Genomic DNA, 19213 nt, shown 5'->3' with positions numbered 1-19213 from the left:
ATTTTTTAGATATAAGGAAGATGAAACTTTGAAGCCACAGCATTTATGATGCAAGCAAAGGAGTCGATGATTCCGAAGAAGCGAAGCGGTCGTAAGGTTTCGAAAAGAACGCAGGGCGCCAAGGGACCGTTTTACCGCATGGGCCAAGCTCACTGGGGCATACAATGTTACGAATGGTGATGATGACTGCGGTCCTAGTCCCGCGGAAAGGAACGATGCCATGCAGCAGTATACCGTGAAGAAAGGCGACACCCTGAGACGCATCGCCGCAAGCAGGGGGTTATCGGCGAGTCATATAATCAATGCTAACCCTTGGGCCTCCACCCAGCCTTATTTAATTCCGGGGCAGATTCTGTACCTTCCCTCTTCTCCGCGTAGAAGGTATGAGGTTCAGGCCGGCGATACGCTGGATCGCATCGCAGCGGTCTTTCAAACCCGGGAAGAGGCGATCATGGAGATGAATCCCGGCATTTCGCCGCATGTTCTTCCCGAAGGGCGCATCCTGGTGCTTCCTCCGGCCGAACGGGCGGGTATCGTCCAGCTGATGGGAGAGTATGGTTACCGTCAGATGAAGGATGATATCCGGCAGCTGACGGCATTCTATCCTAAGATCGTAACCGGATCGATTGGAGAAAGCGTACTCGGAAAACCGCTTCCGTATGTAAAAATCGGAGAAGGCGGCAAACATATACATGTGAACGCTTCCATCCATGCGAACGAATGGATTACGACGCCGTCCGTCATACGTTTCGTCGAGGAATACGCCTGCAGTCTGCAATCCGGGCAGCGCTGGAATGGCTATGATCCCGTGCAATGGTTCCAGCAGTGCACGCTCTGGGTCGTTCCGATGGTCAATCCGGACGGTGTGGAGCTGGTTCAGGAAGGGATTCATCCCGGCCATCCGTATTACAGGCAGCTGACGGAGTGGAACGGCTGCCGCCGCGACTTCCGGCATTGGAAGGCCAATATTCATGGCGTGGACCTGGGCGATCAGTTTCCGGCCCATTGGGAGGAAGAGGTGCAAAGGCGGGGTAAACGGTCTCCGTCCCCACGGGACTACCCGGGTACCGCTCCGCTGACAGAGCCGGAAGCGGCGGCACTGGCGGCCTTTACGCTGGAAACGTCGCCCGATGCGGCCGTATCCCTGCATAGCCAGGGGCAGGAGATCTACTGGAATTACCGCAACTATGAGCCCAAGGAGAGCCGGGAGTGGTCCCGCCGCCTGGGCCAGGTCAGCGGCTATCGTCCCGTGAAGCTGGAAGGCAGCGACGCCGGCTACAAAGACTGGTTTATCCAGCATTTCCGCCGCCCGGGCTTTACCGTCGAGGTCGGCTTGGGCAAAAACCCGCTACCGCTGGAGGATTACGATCAGATCAGCCTGGACGTCGGTTTGATTTTGGCTGAACTCATGTCATTGTGAAAAAAATAATGAAACATTTTCTGCAAGATTACGTATGATATGATTAAGGGAGCGGACGCTGTGTTAGGTTTAAGTAGAGACCGGCGATCGTTTCCTTTTTTCGCGTAATAGCTCGTCCGTGTCTTGGATTGGCCGCCATATACGTATACAAGAAGAGGAGGGAAAGGCATGAAATGGAGAAGACTGCTGTCGCTGCGGCGCTGGTCCCGCATGTTCTCCCGGATTTGGCGTTACCTGGTGTCGCCTCAAGTGGCCACCATGGACAAGCTGCTGTTTCTCGTTCCGGTGGTGCTGTATTGGGTGCTGCCCGACGTTATGCCGTTTATCCCGATTGACGATATTGGAGTCACGATGCTGATGACGGGATGGTTTGTCTCCCGGATGGATAAAAAATATCCCGGTCTGCTGGACGGCGGTGCGATTCCTCCGCCCAAGGGTCCGGTGCGCTGAGGCTTCTTGCCATCCTATATCCGATACAGTACAATCAATAGTTGCATATAGAATGAACTCAATAAATTCATGTTGAAGAGCTTGGATAAGCTGTTACAACAGGGGTACAATTCGGAACTTGAGTTCAATCTATACAGAATGTAAAACTGACCTTACCTATAGGAGATGTAGCCGATGAAATGCAAAATTACCCGCAATGCGGCCAAGGTGCTGAAAAAGGAACTCGAGAAGGAAGAAAACCGCGATCTGAAGCTTCGCGTGCTCGTGACGCACGCCCATGGCGACCATGCGCATTACGGCCTGGATATGGACAAGCCCAAGGATCAGGATGAAATCGTCAGCACTGATAAGGAAATCGATGTGCTTCTGGACAAAAATGAGCCGCTTCTCGACGGCGTCAAAATCGACTATTTGTATTTTCCGCAGGAAGGCTTTGTGATCACCAATCCATCCCAAGGCAATCACGGCGACCACTAAGGCGCTCTTTTTTCGAACCTACGCGCTGGCATCTGGTGGAAAATGGTGGATTCTCGGATTGCTGCATAGTTCCGCTGCTCCCATCCCATTCTAAGGACGGGTAGGAACTTTGTAGTGAAGGGAGAGCAACTGTTTATGACAACACGTTACGATTCCAGTCTGCAATCACAAAATTCGGTATCCCAGGCTCAAAATGCGGTGGAAAAGCTCCACAACGCGGTTTCCTCGGCTTTGTCCCATCCGACCGGGCAAATGATCGAGCAGGCGCACAACCGTCTGGCTCATACGGAACAAGCCGTACGTCAAGCCGGCCTGGCGGAGAACCGCCAAGCCGTCGAATTGGCCGAAGAAATGCTGGCCGAGGAGAAGAGCCGTTTGGCGTCGCTGACGTCCGAACAAGGGGATACGAAAGCGTAGTTCCTGTCTGAACCCGTGAAGCGCATTGCGCTTTGCGGGTTTTTTTGCATAGCCTCATTCGGGTCAAATCCATACCGCATGGTGTTACGACACTATTGAAAGGGCTTTCTTGGGGCCGGTCCCTGATTATGCTATAATGAGGATTGTCTTCTTTATTTGCTCATTATTTCATAAGGAAGGTTGTGAGAGTATGAAGCATATTACCGATTGCACCATCCTGAATAACGGAGTTACGATGCCATGGCTTGGACTGGGCACCTTCAAGGCCCAAGGGGACGATGTGTATAAGGCGGTAAAGCTGGCGCTGGAGTTCGGCTACCGAAGCATCGACACCGCGAAAGTTTATGGCAACGAGGAAGAAGTAGGCCGCGCGATTGCCGAGAGCGGCATTCCGAGAGGCGAGCTTTTCGTCACGACTAAAGTGTGGAATGACGACCAGGGTTATGATTCCACACTCCGGGCCTTCGAAGGCAGCCAGAAACGGCTTGGCCTGGAGGTCATCGATTTGTACCTGATTCATTGGCCTGGCAGGGACAAATTCAAAGATACATGGAAGGCGATGGAGCGCCTGTATGAGGAAGGGCAGATCCGGGCCATCGGCGTCAGCAACTTCCACGTTCACCATCTAAAGGACCTGCTGCAGGATAGCACTACGGTTCCTGCCGTGAACCAGGTGGAGCTGCACCCGCGGCTGATCCAGCAGGATCTGCAGGATTTCTGCGGCGCACAGGGAATTCAGCTCGAAGCGTGGAGTCCGCTGATGCAGGGCAAGCTTACCGATGATTCGACGCTGGCGGGCATCGCCCAAAAATACGGCAAAACGCCGGCTCAGGTTATCCTGCGCTGGAACATCCAAAACAAGATCGTTACGATTCCGAAGTCGGTTACGCCATCACGGATACGCGAGAATGCGGAAATTTTTGATTTCGAGCTGTCGTCCGACGAAATCAGGAAGATCGACAGCCTCAATCAGAACCGCCGCGTCGGCAGCGATCCGGACAAGCTTCTGTTCTAGATTTCGTATCGATATAAGCGGAAAAACCCGGACTCCATTAAGGAGTTCCGGGTTTTTCATTTTGCTTGAGCTTAGGGATCAGGTCGTACTGCAAGGTTTCATCGGAGGTATACAGCTCCTTTTTCGCCCGGTCGTAGCCGGCACGGCAAGTGCTGACATCGACGGTTGTGCCGGTCTTCAGACTATAGCAGCTGCCGTCTTCGAACATGCCGCTTTGGGAGGGAATGTAGAACGTTTTGCCGTCCGTATAAGCTCCGCTGCGCAGAACCACGAACCGGTCTTGGCCGTCAAACAGGTCATTTCCCATCATGTACTGGGACTTGGCGGATATGCCCAGCAGGTGCAGGAGCGATGGTGCCATGTCCAGCTGCCCGGCAGGTTTGTCATACACACCTGCACCTTCCCCGTCCGGCAAATGCACGAGAAGCGGCACCTCGTTCATGATCTGCTCCATGTCCAATTCAGTCAGGCTTTTGCCCAGAAACTTCTCATAGACGGCTTTGTCCTTCACCGAATTGTCATGATCCCCGTAGATATACAGGATGGTATGATCCCACAAGCCGTCCTGCTTCAGCCGTTCCGCCAATTGGCCGAGCGCTGCGTCCACATAGTGAATCGCCTGCAGGTAATCCCCGAAGACGGTTCCGTCGAACTCGCCGACATTCAGCTCCTGCACATCGTCCGGCAGCGAGAACGGATGGTGGGAGGAGAGCGTGATCAGAAACGAGTAGAACGGCTGCGGAAGCTGCTCAATTTGATCCATGGACTGCTTGAAAAAGGATTTGTCCCCAAGCGACCAGCCGAGAGGCTCATCGATATCGTAATCCTTTTTACTGAAAAACTGGTCGTAGCCCAAGGTTTCGTACATCGCATTCCGGTTCCAGAAGCTGCCGTCATAAGCATGGAACGCATTCGGCGTGTAGCCGTGCTCCTTCAGAATCGCCGGGAGCGAGCCAAACTGATGGTCGGCGTAACGGATGAATACCGATCCGTACGGAACCGGATGCAGCGAAGTCTGGGACGAGAAATCCGCATCGGAGGTTCTGCCCTGGCCGGTTTGATGATAATAATGGCTGAAGTACATACTTTCCTTCATGAGCCGGTTGAAATTCGGTGTGATTTCCTGTCCGCCGATCTTCTTGCCGATCATGAAATTCATGAACGCCTCGGTCTGGATGACCATGACGTTGCTGCCCTTGTACTTGCCGAACATGGCGTCGTTCTCCGAACGCGTTGTATCTTTATGATCAAACCATTGCTGTACTTTGTCGACTTCGCCCGAAGCGAGCACGGGCTTTGGACCGAAATGCTCTTTACCGAAGCGGTATGCATCGTATACATGAAAACCGAGCAGCCCGGTTACGTTATAAAGCGAAAGGTTCCACCAATTTCCGGTAAAGAGGCCGACAGCGTAGTAATCGATATAGAACTTGAGCGGTGCAAACGTTACGACGCAGCCGATGACCAGGGCAGCGATCCCCGATGAGAAGCGGCGCACGAATCCGCCCCTCCGGGATGGCGATTTGCCGATCGGGAAGTTCATCGCCCCATGTGCCGGACTTCGCCATCCTGACGGCTTCCATAACGAGAGGACGGCCAGCAGCAGCCAATCCGCGGCAAACCATAGATCGCTCCAATGAAGCAGCGTCATGATGCTGTCCCCGAGGGAGTCCACCTGACTGGCCTGCATCATGACCGTAAAGGTAACCAGATCCTGAAAATAACGGTAGTACACCAAGTCTGCGTACAACAGCGCCGAAAGCAAAATGTTAACGACGATAAGTGCGATCCGCTGCCCGCGCCGTGGAAGCCATAAGGTCCAGAACGATACGAGGATCAGGGAGCCGAGGCCGATGAAAAAGTCCAGCGGGTTGAAATCGATTTTGCTGATATGAAGCTTAATATGGAATAGAAGCAGCTTGTATATCATGAACAGCAAAAATAAGCAGTATGTGAAGTAACGGGAGCGGATGAACCGCCCGAAGCCGCCATTTGAAGCGTGACTGGACATGCTGAATGAGTAGTTCAAATTGGACAACCTCCTGCTATAGCGTTGTAGATAGGTCATGATAAGTTATACCCCCAAACCATATAGGAGCTGTCCAAGTGGACAGCTCCTGACAAAAAGCGGCAGCGGGTTTTACGAACGGCGGGGCGGAAGAGGCCCCAGGAATTGATAATATTGGCATTCGATGCGGCCGTTGAACAGCTTCCGCCGCTTGTCGGCCTTCCGGCCGAAGTAATGCTCGAACTGTTTGGTCGGGCTTAAGGCAAAGAAAGACCACGTCGGCAGCTGATTAGCCGTATGCCCCAGCGTGCGGACAAGCTTTTCGACCTCGGTCTTCTCGCTGAGCCGCTCTCCGTACGGCGGATTGGTAATCAGGCAGCCGTATTCCCCTTGCGGATGGGCTTTGGAGGCGGGGAGCACCTGAAAATCGATCTCCCCAGCGAGGCCCGCGCTTTTGGCGGCTGCTTTGGCGACTTCGATCGCCTTCGGATCGATATCGCTGCCGGTCAGCTGGAGCGGCTGATCGTCCTGCACCGCATCGAACGCTTCCTCGCGGGCTTCGCTCCACAGCTCCTCGGGAATGACGGGCCAATGCTCCGAAGGGAAGGATCGGCGCAGACCCGGCGCAATGTTCCAGCCGAGGAGGGCCGCTTCGATCAGGATCGTACCGGAGCCGCAGCATGGATCATACAGCGGCCGGGACGGATTCCAGCGGCTTATCTGCAGCATAGCCGCGGCCATCGTCTCCTTCAGGGGAGCCTCGGTCACCAGCTTGCGGTATCCCCGTTTGTGTAGGGCCGGCCCGGTTGTATCCAGCGTGAGCAGCGCCACATCCTTAAGCAGATTGACTTCGATGACATAACGCGGGCCATTCTCCTGGAACCACTCGGTATGGTAGCTCTGTTTCAGCTTTTCAACGATCGCTTTCTTGACGATGCCCTGACTTGCGGGCACGCTGCTAAGCTGGGAGTGGTGGGAACGGCCTTCCACGGGGAACTCCCCGTTCGCCGGAATCCAGTCCTGCCAGGGCAGCGCTTTGGTCCCTTCAAACAATTCGTCAAACGTCTTGGCGGGAAATTCCCCCATTTTGACGAGGATGCGGTCGGACGTCCGGAGCCACAGATTGCAGCGGCAAATATCTTTGTAATCTCCGGTAAAATTAACCCTTCCGTTTTCGACTTGAACGTCGTTATAACCTAAATCCTTCAACTCCCGCGCGACGATGGCCTCAAGGCCCATCGGGGCGGTTGCGATCAACTGCAGCTCTGGCATGGTGCGGTTCAACTCCATTATTCTTGTAGACCATCGTAAAAATTCATACAATGATGGTAGATCCTGCAGCAAGCGTTCCGGTGCGGATCTTTGTTCATCCTCACATTATAGGATAATGTAAAGTCAATCACAAACATTTGTGTTCGTTACGTAAAAATTGCCGGGTTCGGTACGGAAAAGGGGAAGTAGGAAAGTGAATCCAGAACAATACGCAGACCATTTTATCGAAAATGACGAGGTGCTGAATCGGGTCAAGCAGGTGACCGCCGAGAAAGGAATGCCCGAAATCGCCATCGCGCCGGGCTACGGAAGACTGCTGACGCTGCTGGTCAAGGCGACGGGAGCGGCCCGCGTCCTGGAAATCGGGGCGCTGGGCGGATACAGCGGCATTTGTCTCGCCCGGGGGCTTGCGCCGGAAGGAACGCTTACCTCGCTGGAGCTGAAGCAGGAATTCGCGGATGTTGCGCGGGCCAATGTTACCGAAGCCGGGTTCGGCGGCCAGGTGGAATACCGGATCGGACCGGCGCTGGACAGCCTTGCGCAGCTGAAAGCGGAGGGGCAGAGGTTCGACTTCTTTTTTATCGATGCGGATAAGGAGAACTACCCGAATTACCTGGAGTACGCGATCGAGCTGGCCAATCCGGGCGCGCTGATCGCGGGCGACAACACCTTTCTGCGGGGGCGGACCCTCAATCCGGACAAAAACGGCCCTTCGGTCCAGGCGATCCGCTGCTTCAACGAAGCGATGGCCACCGATGACCGGCTGATCGGTACCATTCTCCCGGCTTATGACGGGCTGGCGGTGGCCATGGTCAAGTAAAACAGCAAACGAAAGCCCGATCCGGATGCAGTCTTGGATCGGGCTTTTTTTCGAGTGAAATGAATATGAGGAGTGCTAAGATTTCCTAGGTTACAGCTTATTCGATTTCCGTGACCCCGTATGTTGCGAACCACGACTTGACCGTTTCAAAGTCGCTGCTGAGGGACAGGCAGAGCATCAGCAGGATGCGGGCCTGCTGCGGACTTAAGTTGTCCCCGGAAATGATTCCCTTGCCGCCGCCGTAAACGCTGCCGGAACCGGTCCGGGTCGTGGTGACGAAGACCACGCCTTGCTCAATTGCTTTACTGCGCGCCTTGCTCATCGCGGATGAAATGCCTCCGGCTCCGGTGCCGGCAGTAACGATGCCTTTGGTTCCGGCGGCGGTAAATCCTTCGATGGCTTCGCCGCCGGCGTCTTGATAAGAATAGGCGATTTCGGTTTTCGCCAAATCGGCCTTTTTGATTTTGGAGAGGTCGAAGACCGGCTTGCCTTTGCCCGGCCCAAGGAGGGCCCGCTCCGGAGCCCGGTAAATACGGATCGTCGTCTCGTCGATATATCCGACGGCTCCAAGCATCGGGGTCTCGAAAGTGTCGACGCGGTAATCGTTCGTTTTCGTGACCCCGCGGGCGAGGTTGATCGTGTCGTTCAGCATGAGGACGGTGCCGAACGAGGCGGTCCGGCCGCTGGCCGACAGCTTGATCGCATTATACAGGTTGGCTTTGGCGTCGGAGCCGACGACCGTCCACGGCCGCATGGATCCCGTAATGACGACCGGCTTGTCGCTTTGGACGGTCAGATCCAGGAAGTAGGCGATTTCCTCCATCGTGTCGGTACCGGAAGTGACGACGACGCCGTCGTAAGTTTTAAGCGCTTCATCCACGGAACGGGACAGATCGTACAGATCGGCCATCGAGTAGGCGGAGGAGCCCGAGTTGCCGAATTGGAGCGTTTCAACGTCGGCGATTTTTTGCTTGTCCGGAAGCTCGCTTACCATTTGTGCGATGGGGATGCTGCCCGCCTTGTAATTTTGAAAGCTGGTCTGGTCGACGGACTGCCCGGCGATGGTGCCGCCTGTAGCGATCACCAGCACGTTAGGCAGCTTGGAAGCCTTGTCGGCATCGGTCATCGGCGGGATAGCCGTGTTGCGAACCGGGGCGGTTGTGCCGGTTGTCGTTGTGGGTGCAGGTGCGGTTGTCGGTAGTGTGGGACTCGTCGTTGCGGCTGCCGCCGCCGCTGTCACCGAGCTGCTTGCTGCCGCTGCCGCATCGGCGAATACACTGCCTGCCGGTGCGGCGAAGAGGGACAGTGCCGTCAGCGCAGATGCATGAATCAGGGACCACTTGCCGAATGTTCTTTTCTCCATCGATCGATCAGCTCCTCATTTACATGTAATAGTTATGTAATGAAATCTGAGATGATCATACAATGTGTTAGGTTATATGACAAATGATAATATTCATTGTGTAAGCGTTTATTTGCGGAGAAAATAGTAGATAATAGCCTATTTCATTGCTATTTTGACGTAATTTCCGTAAAACTTAAGAGGTTAAATTACGTTGGAACTTGAGTTGAAACAGCCTTGGAAATAATGATATGTGTTAGTTTATATTACATAAATATGGTGGGGCTACTGTTAAGGGGAGCGGGAAACGTTGCGGGGGGATTGTAAACAGCGAAAAAAAAGACGGCCGCAGGTCACATGTGTGACTCTCCAGCCGTCCCTTTGCCGTGAACAACGGCAGTTCAGCGGTACTGCGGCGTGTTGCTGCGTTTGTACAGCTTCAGCCGCACCCAGACCATATTCAGCAGCAGCAGGCTGCCGGAAATGATGAACAGTCCTTCGATGCCGATAAATCCCGACAGGAATCCGCCGACGAGCGCGCCAAGCATATTGCCGAGTGCGAGCGTGCTCGTGTTGAAGCCAAAGGCCCGGCTTTCCATGCCTCCCGGCGTGTAGGAGCGGATCAGGGCGTTGACGCTGGGCAGCAGACCGCCCATGAAGATGCCCATCAGGAAGCGGACGGCGATCAGCTGCCAAACGCTCTGCACGAACGCCTGCGGGATCAGGCACAGGCCTGCGCCGATAAGGGCGTAGGTCAGAATGCGGTGGGCACCGACCTTGTCGCTGAAGCGCCCGAGGATCGGGGAAGTGATCATATTGGACAATCCCGTCACGGCGCTGACCACGCCTGCCCAAAAGGCGATGTCAACGGAGGACCGGTGCAGCTTCTCCACGTACAGCGGCAGGAGCGACATGGGGCTCATCATCGCAAACTGCAGCAGAAACGTCACGGCGAACAGCGCAGGCAGCTGCGGGATGCGGGCCAGCTCCTTGAAGCCTTCAAGCACCGACACCTGCGGCGCATGGGCGGCCTTTTCCCGGTTGAAATTTTCCTTGACCAGGAACAGCGCCAGCAGGGAAGCGGCGAAGATGAGCATGCCGATAATGTAAAAGATCGGACGGAAGCCGATCAGGTCGGCCAGGACGCCGCCGATCAGCGGCCCGAGAATCGTTCCGGCCACCGAGCCCGACTGCATAATCCCCATTGCAAAGCCCATCCGTTCCTTGGGGGTCGTGCTGGATACGAGCGAGATGGATGCCGGGTTGAAGCCGGAGATCGTGCCGTTCAGCAGGCGCAGCAGCAGCAGCTCCCACGGATTCCGGGCAAAGCCCATCAGCACGATGACGATGGCCATCCCGAAGCCAGAGCGCAGCAGCATGATTTTCCGGCCGTACCGGTCCGACAGCTTGCCCCATAATGGCTGAAAAATAAATGAGGTCATGAAGTTGGCCGCAAAAATAAAGCCCGCCCAGAGTCCGATTTCGTGCTCGCCCTGCACCCCCAGATCTTTAGCCAGATACAGGGACAGGAACGGCGTGATCATCGTCATCCCGGAATTGACCAGAAATTGGCCGAACCAAAGCACAATGAGGTTGACCTTCCACGGTTTCAATGTGCTTTCACTTCCTTTCTAAGTTGACTGAAAATGAATGATTGAAAAAAACACAGTTTCACCAGTATAGCACATTTCCTGAATGTCTTATGTTAAAGATGTCATACGATTGTCATCAGATGTCAGGGTGCGGCGGTTGTTACTTACTTTTAAAAAGGGCATAATAGAAATCAGAGAATTTATAGATATGGAGGCCTATTCGTGACCTATAACGATACGTTGATCCGCGCCAGCTACAAGCAGGAAGTCAGCCATGTTCCTGTTTGGTATATGAGACAGGCGGGTCGCTATGATCCGGAATACCGCAAGATCAAAGAGAAATATTCGCTCCTGGAAATTTGCCGCCAACCCGAGCTCGCGGCCGAAATAACGATGATGCCCGTGCGCAAGCTTGGTGTGGACGCGGCCATTCTGTATTCGGATATTATGAATCCGGTCGCATCCCTGGGGGTCGATTTTGATATCGTAAAAAATATCGGGCCCGTGATCGACACTCCGATCCGGACCGCGGCAGACGTGGAGCGCCTGCGTCCGATCGATGTAGACAAGGATCTCAGCCACATCATGGAGACGATCCGCATTCTGGACAAGGAGCTGGACGTTCCGCTGATTACGTTTGCCGGAGCTCCGTTTACCATTGCCAGCTATCTGATCGAAGGGCGTCCTTCGAAAAGCTATATTCTTACCAAAACGATGATGTACAGCCAGCCCGAAGTTTGGCATCAGCTGATGAACAAACTGGGCGACATGGTCATAACCTATGTGCGTGCGCATATCAAAAACGGCGGGAAGGCGTTCCAGCTGTTTGACAGCTGGGTAGGGGCGCTGGCGCCGCTGGATTTCGAGAAATTCGTACTGCCTACCATTACCCGTATCTTTGCCGAACTTTCAGATTTACATGTACCGAAAATCTATTTCCCAGGCGTCAGCTCTGGCGAGCTTCTGCCGACGCTGAAGGAGCTGCAAGCGAACGTGATCGGGCTCGACTGGAGAGTATCGATTGCCGAGGGACGGAAGCGGACCGGCGGGAAATTCGCCGTTCAGGGCAACCTGGACCCTTATGTCCTGACTGCCCCGATGGACGTCATCAAGAAGTATGCCAAAGAGATTATCGATCAAGGGGTTCAGGAGCCGGGTTATATTTTCAACCTGGGCCACGGCCTGTTCCCCGAAGCTTCGCTGGATAAGCTGAAGGAATTGACGGAATATATTCATGAATACTCGGCATCCCTTCTCCGCTAGGAGACCCTTTCTTCATGCAAGAACCGATATATAAAGAAGAGGTGATCGTTTCGTGAAAAATAAAGTAGGCGTACTGGTGATGTCTTATGGCACACCGGAGAGCATGGAAGGCATTGAGGCGTATTACACGCATATCCGCAGAGGGCATGCCCCTTCGCCGGAGCAGCTCAAAGAGCTGGTCGACCGTTATGAGGCGATCGTGGGCGGCGTATTCCCGCTCCGGGAGAACACCAACCGGCAGGTGGCCAGCCTGCAGGAAACTCTGAACCGGGACGGGCGCCATCCCGACATGGAATTCGTCTGCTATCAAGGCTTGAAGCATGCTTCCCCGTTCATTGAGGACGGCGTGGAGGCGATGGCTAAGGACGGCATTAGCAAAGCGGTCGGGATCGTATTGGCGCCGCACTACTCGACCATGAGTGTCGGAAGCTATATGAAGCGCGCCAAAGCGAAAGCTGACGAGGTTGGGGTTGAGATGACCTTTGTGCAAAGCTACCACATGCATCCGCAGCTGATCGAGGCTTTTACCCGCCGCGTGAACGAAAAACTGGCCTTGTTTGAAGAAGCCGGTGCGGACCGGAGCAAAGTGCGCGTGCTCTTCAGCGCCCACAGCCTGCCGGAGAAAATTTTGGAGCTGGGCGATCCGTATCCGGAGCAGCTTCTGGAAACTTCCCGCGCGGTGGCGGAGAAGGCTGGCATCACTTCCTGGCAGTTTGCCTGGCAGAGTGCGGGCCGTACCGCCGAGCCATGGCTCGGACCGGATATCCTGGACACGCTCCGCAACCTGAGCAAAGAAGAAGTCGAGGACGTGCTGGTCGCTCCGATCGGTTTCGTGTCCGACCACCTCGAAGTGCTGTACGATCTGGACATCGAAGCCCAGCAGGTCGCGAAGGAGCTGGATCTGCGGCTGATGCGGATCGATTCTCTGAACAGCGATCCGCTCTATATGCAGACGCTGGCCGATGCGGTGATCGGGCAGTGGGAAATGGGCCGGGCGGAGTAATCATCTCGAAAAAGACGGCATCTCTATAGTGAAGACGAACCCCCGCGTCATGGACCGGGGGTTCTATTTGTTCCCGGGAACCTGATATAATGGAGTGGGCTTTCAGGGGAGGGCCGCATTATTTTAGAAAAATCGTTATGAGGGGTGAATCATGTACCCGCCAAGATCACAGAAACACCAGACTGGAAAAAAAGCCAGGCGAAAAAGGCAGGGGCGGACGTGGGGATACGTAAATCTCGGCTTGCTTGCCGTCATTGTACTACTTATTGGATATTATTTGTTGACACAAAAGGCGCATACGGGCGGCTCCGCGCAGGAGTCCCGCAATCCTGAACATCAGACCGCAGGGCAGACTGCAGAGCAGCAGACTGATGAACGGCAAGGAGCGGTGCCGGGAAGCGGAGAAGAGGCGGGAAATTCCGGTCCGGAGACGTCTTCGGAACAACCCGCGGAGGAAGCTGCGGATCCGCCTCCACCGGATCAAACGGGAACACCGCCGGATCAGGAGACTGTCGGCGCGCAGCAGGACCAGCCTGCAGGAAACGGGAGTAAGCAGGCTGAACAAGAAGGAAAGCAGGAGACGGGAAAGAATTCCGATTCCGGCAAAGCCAAGCCGCAGCAGGATCAAATCCCGGAGAAAGCGGCTTCCGGAGGGACGTCGGATGCGCCGTCCGGCCAAACGATTCGCATTCATTTTGTGGGCGATATGATTTTTTCGGGCAAAGTGGAAACGCTGCTTGAAAGCAAGGGTTATTCATACCCCTTTACATATTTGGGGGATCTGTTTAAGAAGGACGACCTGACGCTGGGAAATCTGGAGACACCGGTCACCACCCGCGGCGTCGGGGCCAAAAACAAAACGTATGTTTTTAAATCATCCCCTAAGGCGCTCGATGCGCTGCGCGCCGCAGGCATGGACGCCGTCACGCTCGCCAACAACCACATCCTGGACCAGGGAGAGGAAGGGCTGCTGGATACAGTCACCCACCTGGGTGCCAGCGGCATTAAGTATGTCGGTGCAGGGAAGAACGCAGCTCGTGCCTACGCGCCGGAATACTTCTCTATAAAAGGCATGAAGGTGGCGCTTGTCGGTGCCAGCCGCGTGTACCCGGAATCGAGCTGGGCCGCGGGTACCAGTAAACCGGGTGTGGCCAGTGCTTACGGGCAGGCTCCCGAGGTGCTGAAATCCATTGCCGAAGCCCGCAAAAACGCCGATTTGGTCATTGTGATGGCACACTGGGGCATCGAGCGGCAGAGCACGCCGGATGCCAACCAGAAGGCGCTGGCCCACGCTTTCGTCGATGCGGGCGCCGATCTGATCATCGGAGCGCATCCGCATGTGCTGCAGGGGCTGGAGCAGTACAAGGGCAAATGGATTGCTTATAGTACGGGCAACTTCATTTTCACCAAATCAACCGTACCGGCGACCTGGAAAACCGCGGTATTTGAGGCGTCCTGCCGGCCGGAGGGCGGATGCGGCATGAAACTGATCCCTTACAAGACGGAGCTGGGCCAGCCGGTTCCGATGACACCCGACGAAGGGAAGAAGCTGATGCAGGAAATGCAGCAGCTGTCCATTGGGGGCGTCCGGGTATCCGGCGACGGGACCGTAACGACTGGCTCGGCACGTTGACCATAACTTAGGAGAGCGAGGGAGAGGGAATGAACAACCTGTGTGTGGCTCATCGGGGATTTTCCGGCAAGGCGCCGGAGAACACGATGGCGGCTTTTCGGATGGCGATGGCGGAGCCTTACGTCCAATGGATGGAAATCGACACGCAGCTGACCGCCGACGGAATCCCCGTCGTCATTCACGATTTCAGCCTGGACCGGACGACCAACGGCAGCGGCAGGGTCAAAGACCATACGTGGCAGCAGCTGCAGCGGCTGGACGCGGGAAGCTGGAAAGGGCGCGCTTTTCAAGGAGAACGCATTCCCTCCCTGGACGAAGTACTTCGCCTAAGCTGCGGCAGGGTCCGATTGAACATCGAACTGAAAACATCCGGCAATATGTATCCGGGACTGGAGCAGGCGGTGCTCGAACGCGTATCGCGCTATCATATGGAGCAGGACGTGGTGATCACTTCGTTTGACACCGGTGCGCTGCAGCGGGTGAAGGAGATCAACCAAGCGTTCAAGACGGGGCTGATCCTCGACGGCAGGCCCAAGGATCTGCCTTCGCGCCTTAAGGCGTTGCAGTGCTCGTTCCTGTCGATCGGTCACCCTAATCTCGATACGGGCCTGGCGTCGCTGCTGATCTTCGAAGGCATTACGGTCATGGCCTGGACGATCGATGACGCCAAAGGCATGAAAAGGATCGCAGCGATGTCGCCCGAAATATTGATCTGTACCAACCGGCCGGACGTTTGGCGGAAAACCTTTCCCGGCTGACCGAAAAACCCGGCAATGCTCGAACTTCGCAACGATTACCGCCCTGTTCGGGTGCAACACCTAATCCATCATAGCAAAGGATGATCGAGATGATTCGTAACGTATACTGTGTTGGCCGAAATTACAAACTGCACGCCGCCGAGCTCGGCAACGAGGTCCCGACCGAGCCGATGATCTTCATGAAGCCGTCCCACGCGGTCGTTCCGCTTGAGGACGCCGTGCTCGCCCTCCCGAAGGATCAGGGGGAGGTTCATTACGAAGGCGAAATCGTCATCCGCATCGCGCGTGATTATGAGCCTGGGTCCGTGGTGGATGATCTGGTGGACCAAATGGCACTCGGCATCGATTTTACGCTGAGAGACGTGCAGTCGGTCATCAAGAAGAAGGGCCACCCGTGGACGGCGGCCAAAGGGTTTAAAAATTCCGCTCCCATCACGGGCTTCATTCCTTTTCCGGGAACCGGCAGCGTGACGGAGAAGGATTTCACCGTTTTGAAAAATAATGAGGAAGTGCAGCGCGGCAATGCGCGGGACATGATTTTCTCCCTGCAGGAAATTGTGGATTATATCGGCGTTCATTACGGGCTGGGTGAAGGCGACGTGATTTTCACCGGTACGCCGGCCGGCGTCGGCCCGGCATCCGAAGGCGATACGTTCGCTCTAGGCTGGGGCGAGGAGCAGCTGGGAAGCTGCCGCATCGGCTAAATCGCCATGATGTGGATCATCGGGGCGCTGTGCGCGCTCGTTGTCGCCGGGGCTGCGTACTGGAAGCGGTCGCTCACCATATCGGGAGCGGTCTGCGCCTTTGTTATGGGAACGATTTATTTTGGAGCGGGGAATCTGTTGTGGTTTGGCACCCTGCTCGTCTTTTTTATCAGCTCATCGGCGCTGTCCAAGGTGAAGGCAAGCCGGAAGGCCGAGCTGGAAAAATCCTACGCCAAAACGGGCAACCGGGACGCCGGACAAGTGCTGGCCAACGGGGGTGCCGGCATGCTGCTATGCTTGCTGAATGCCTTCTGGCCGCATGAGGACTGGGTGTTCGCCTTCATTGGCGTCATGGCGGCGGTAACGGCCGACACTTGGGCCACGGAGCTGGGCAGCCTCAGCCGCAAGCCGCCTCGTTCGGTCCTGAACGGGCGCGTGCTCCCTCCCGGTACGTCGGGAGGGGTGTCGCTGCTGGGCAGCACCGCCGCCGCGGGAGGAGGAGCGCTGATCGGCCTCTTCGCCTGGCTGTTTGAACGGCTGTCCGGGACGGCCACCCATTCGCTGGCCTTGGCTTTGGTGCTGGGGATAGTCGGCGGATTGGCCGGGGCTTTCGCCGATTCCATCCTTGGCGCATCCGTACAGATCATGTATAAGTGCCCGGTGTGCGGCAAAGAGGTCGAGGTCATGACGCACTGCGGAAGCAGGACCCGGCGTATGGGCGGATGGCGGTTCATGAACAACGACGCCGTCAATGTCGTCTCTTCCTTCATCGGAGGGGGAGCTGCCCTCGCTGCCGCGCTGCTGCTTTTCCCATGAATCCGGGAGCTCAAAGGGCTTAAAGTGCTTTGCTTAAAGTGCTTAAGCCAGCCCGCTTCCGCGTTTACCCCGCCGTCTGGGAAGGTGCAGTTCGCCCTGGACAACACGCTCTCAATATCTGATAGAAGCGTAGCATACATGCCGCCCAGCCTTTGGGCGGTTTTTGTGTTAATATTAAGGAACAGAAAATCGCTGGATGAGTAGGGGAAATAGTTATGAACATAATGACAGTTGAACATATCTCCAAAAGCTACGGAGAGAAGGTATTGTTTGAGGACGCGTCCTTCGGGATGGCGGATCAGGATAAAATCGGAATCATCGGCGTCAACGGCACCGGCAAATCCACCTTTTTGCGGGTCATCGCCGGACTTGAGCCTCTGGACGAAGGCCAGATTTCCATCGGCAACAGCGTCCGGGTCCGCTATCTGGCGCAAAATCCGGATTTTGACCCGGGCATGACGGTGCTACAGCAGGTGTTCCAGGGCCAGGACCCGCAGATGAAGATCGTCCGTGATTATACGGAAACGATGGAGCGGGTCGAGCTGAATCCTTCGGACGAAACGCTGCAGCAGAAGCTCCTGAAGCTGAATCAGGAAATGGACGCCCTCCAGGCGTGGCAGCTTGAGAGCGAAGCCAAGACGATCCTGTCCAAGCTGGGCATTTCAAGCTTTGATGCCCTGATGGGGACGCTGTCCGGCGGCCAGCGGAAGCGTGTCGCGCTGGCGTCCGCCTTGATCCAGCCGTGCGAGCTGCTTATTCTGGACGAGCCGACCAACCATATCGACAATGACTCGGTCGCCTGGCTGGAGCAGTACCTCCAGAAGCGCCGCGGCGCGCTGCTGATGATTACGCACGACCGGTATTTCCTGGACCGCGTCGCGAATGTCATGCTGGAGCTGGACCAGGGCAGGCTGTACCGCTATGAGGCCAATTACTCGGCCTTTCTGGAGCTGAAGGCCCAGCGGGAAGAACGGGAGGCGGCTTCCGAACAGAAGCGCCAGAACCTGCTGCGGACGGAGCTGGCCTGGATCCGGCGCGGAGCCAAGGCGAGATCGACGAAGCAGAAGGCGCGCATCGAACGCTTTGAGGCGCTGAAGGATCAGAAGGGGCCGCAGCGTGCCGGGAATGTGGATATTGCTGCGCTTTCGACCCGGCTCGGCCGGAAAATCCTCGAGATCGAACATTTGGCCAAAAAGGCCGATGGCCGGACGCTGATCCGCGATCTGAGCTATATTGCCGTTCCCGGCGACCGCGTCGGCATCGTCGGCCCGAACGGAAGCGGCAAATCGACGCTGCTGAACCTGATTGCCGGCCGGCTGGAGCCTGATGGAGGCGAAATCGTAGTCGGTCAGACGGTCAAGCTGGGATACTTTACCCAGGAGCATCAGGAAATGGACGGCAATATGCGGGTGATCGAGTACATCAAGGAGGAAGCGGAAGTGATCCGGACCGACGACGGCAGCCAGATCACCGCTTCCCAAATGCTCGAGCGCTTTTTGTTCCCGCCGGCTATGCAGTGGACGCCGATCTCCAAGCTGTCCGGGGGAGAGAAGCGCCGCCTGTATTTGCTGCGGGTGCTGATGTCGGCCCCGAACGTCCTTCTGCTCGACGAGCCGACGAACGATCTCGACATTCAAACGCTGTCCGTGCTGGAAGATTATTTGGACGATTTTCCGGGCGTAGTCTTTGCGGTGTCCCATGACCGCTTCTTCCTTGACCGTACCGTAGAGAAGATTATGGCTTTCGAAGGCGAGGGGGCGATTCGCGTCCATGTGGGGGCTTACACGGAGTATGCGGAATGGATGAGCAAGAATGCGCCGTCTGCCGCAGGCGGCTCCTCCACGGACGGTCTGAAGAAGGCCGGGGCCTCCCCGGAGGGAGGCCAGCCTTCATCTCAGGCGAAAGAAGCGCCGCGGGACAAGCTGAAATTCAGCTATAAAGAGCAGCGCGAATTCGAACAGATCGACGGCTTGATCGAAGCCTGTGAGCAGAAGCTGGAGGGCATACAGAAGGAGATGGAGGCCGCGTTCAGCGATTCGGCCAGACTGCAGGAGCTGCTGCAGGCGCAGCAGCAAGCCGAGCAGGAGCTGGAGCATTTGATGGACCGCTGGACGTATCTGAACGAGCTGGCGGAGAGAATTGAGCAGAGCAAGGCGTAATTCAAGCGGCACATCGAGCTGACGGTTAGTACAATAGGGCGTTCCCGTAAATAATACGGGGCGC

Annotated in this window: 17 protein-coding genes; 13 read left to right on the top strand and 4 right to left on the bottom strand. The window is 56.0% G+C overall.

Going from position 1 to position 19213, the window contains the following annotated elements:
* Positions 1–220 precede the first annotated feature (220 nt).
* From FHS19_RS17620 to FHS19_RS17600, 5 genes are all read left to right on the top strand, one after another.
* Positions 221–1420, top strand: coding sequence for a M14 family metallopeptidase (locus tag FHS19_RS17620; RefSeq protein ID WP_183583182.1), 1200 nt, complete (start codon positions 221–223; stop codon positions 1418–1420).
* 168 nt (positions 1421–1588) lie between these two features.
* A complete protein-coding gene (locus FHS19_RS17615; RefSeq protein WP_183583181.1) occupies positions 1589–1870 on the top strand; it encodes a hypothetical protein in 282 nt (93 codons plus the stop codon).
* A gap of 174 nt (positions 1871–2044) precedes the next feature.
* The gene (locus FHS19_RS17610; protein WP_183583180.1) at positions 2045–2347 is read left to right on the top strand and encodes an iron-sulfur cluster assembly accessory protein; all 303 of its coding nucleotides are present in this window, start codon (positions 2045–2047) and stop codon (positions 2345–2347) included.
* A 135-nt stretch (positions 2348–2482) separates the two neighbouring features.
* Positions 2483–2764: a hypothetical protein gene (locus tag FHS19_RS17605; protein ID WP_183583179.1), complete on the top strand. Its 282-nt coding sequence runs from the start codon at positions 2483–2485 to the stop codon at positions 2762–2764.
* A 190-nt stretch (positions 2765–2954) separates the two neighbouring features.
* Complete coding sequence (locus FHS19_RS17600) at positions 2955–3779, top strand: aldo/keto reductase (RefSeq protein WP_183583178.1); 825 nt, start codon at positions 2955–2957, stop codon at positions 3777–3779.
* Between the two features lie 37 nt (positions 3780–3816).
* Here FHS19_RS17600 and FHS19_RS17595 read toward each other — a convergent pair whose 3' ends face one another.
* Complete coding sequence (locus FHS19_RS17595; protein WP_183583905.1) at positions 3817–5790, bottom strand: LTA synthase family protein; 1974 nt, start codon at positions 5788–5790, stop codon at positions 3817–3819.
* A gap of 129 nt (positions 5791–5919) precedes the next feature.
* Complete coding sequence (locus FHS19_RS17590; protein ID WP_183583177.1) at positions 5920–7059, bottom strand: THUMP domain-containing class I SAM-dependent RNA methyltransferase; 1140 nt, start codon at positions 7057–7059, stop codon at positions 5920–5922.
* Between the two features lie 193 nt (positions 7060–7252).
* On the opposite strand from FHS19_RS17590, the gene FHS19_RS17585 reads away from it, so the two are divergent.
* Entirely contained in the window at positions 7253–7879 is a 627-nt protein-coding gene (locus tag FHS19_RS17585; protein WP_183583176.1) for an O-methyltransferase, read from the top strand.
* Positions 7880–7976: 97 nt separating this feature from the next.
* Here the strand turns inward: FHS19_RS17585 and FHS19_RS17580 are convergent, their stop codons facing one another.
* Together FHS19_RS17580 and FHS19_RS17575 are read right to left on the bottom strand one after the other, a co-directional pair.
* Positions 7977–9242: an asparaginase gene (locus tag FHS19_RS17580; protein ID WP_183583175.1), complete on the bottom strand. Its 1266-nt coding sequence runs from the start codon at positions 9240–9242 to the stop codon at positions 7977–7979.
* 380 nt (positions 9243–9622) lie between these two features.
* On the bottom strand, positions 9623–10834 hold the full coding sequence (locus tag FHS19_RS17575; protein WP_183583174.1) for an MFS transporter: 1212 nt from the start codon (positions 10832–10834) through the stop codon (positions 9623–9625).
* A gap of 201 nt (positions 10835–11035) precedes the next feature.
* Between FHS19_RS17575 and hemE the strand changes: the two genes are divergently transcribed.
* The 7 genes from hemE (at position 11036) to FHS19_RS17540 (ending at position 19149) form a co-directional block, all read left to right on the top strand.
* Positions 11036–12076 (top strand): uroporphyrinogen decarboxylase, encoded by a 1041-nt coding sequence (gene hemE / locus FHS19_RS17570; RefSeq protein WP_183583173.1) that lies wholly within the window; start codon positions 11036–11038, stop codon positions 12074–12076.
* 52 nt (positions 12077–12128) lie between these two features.
* Complete coding sequence (hemH, locus tag FHS19_RS17565) at positions 12129–13079, top strand: ferrochelatase (protein WP_183583172.1); 951 nt, start codon at positions 12129–12131, stop codon at positions 13077–13079.
* Positions 13080–13230: 151 nt separating this feature from the next.
* A complete protein-coding gene (locus tag FHS19_RS17560) occupies positions 13231–14712 on the top strand; it encodes a CapA family protein (RefSeq protein WP_183583171.1) in 1482 nt (493 codons plus the stop codon).
* A gap of 29 nt (positions 14713–14741) precedes the next feature.
* Complete coding sequence (locus FHS19_RS17555; protein WP_183583170.1) at positions 14742–15470, top strand: glycerophosphodiester phosphodiesterase; 729 nt, start codon at positions 14742–14744, stop codon at positions 15468–15470.
* An 80-nt stretch (positions 15471–15550) separates the two neighbouring features.
* Entirely contained in the window at positions 15551–16174 is a 624-nt protein-coding gene (locus tag FHS19_RS17550; protein WP_183583169.1) for a fumarylacetoacetate hydrolase family protein, read from the top strand.
* Positions 16175–16180: 6 nt separating this feature from the next.
* Entirely contained in the window at positions 16181–16990 is an 810-nt protein-coding gene (locus tag FHS19_RS17545; protein ID WP_183583168.1) for a DUF92 domain-containing protein, read from the top strand.
* 215 nt (positions 16991–17205) lie between these two features.
* The gene (locus FHS19_RS17540) at positions 17206–19149 is read left to right on the top strand and encodes an ABC-F family ATP-binding cassette domain-containing protein (protein ID WP_183583167.1); all 1944 of its coding nucleotides are present in this window, start codon (positions 17206–17208) and stop codon (positions 19147–19149) included.
* Positions 19150–19213: the final 64 nt, after the last annotated feature.

Source organism: Paenibacillus rhizosphaerae, assembly GCF_014192015.1.
GTDB lineage: Bacteria > Bacillota > Bacilli > Paenibacillales > Paenibacillaceae > Paenibacillus_AQ > Paenibacillus_AQ rhizosphaerae.
Note: the sequence above shows the minus strand (reverse complement) of the source record. Positions and strands in the feature narration are given on the sequence as shown.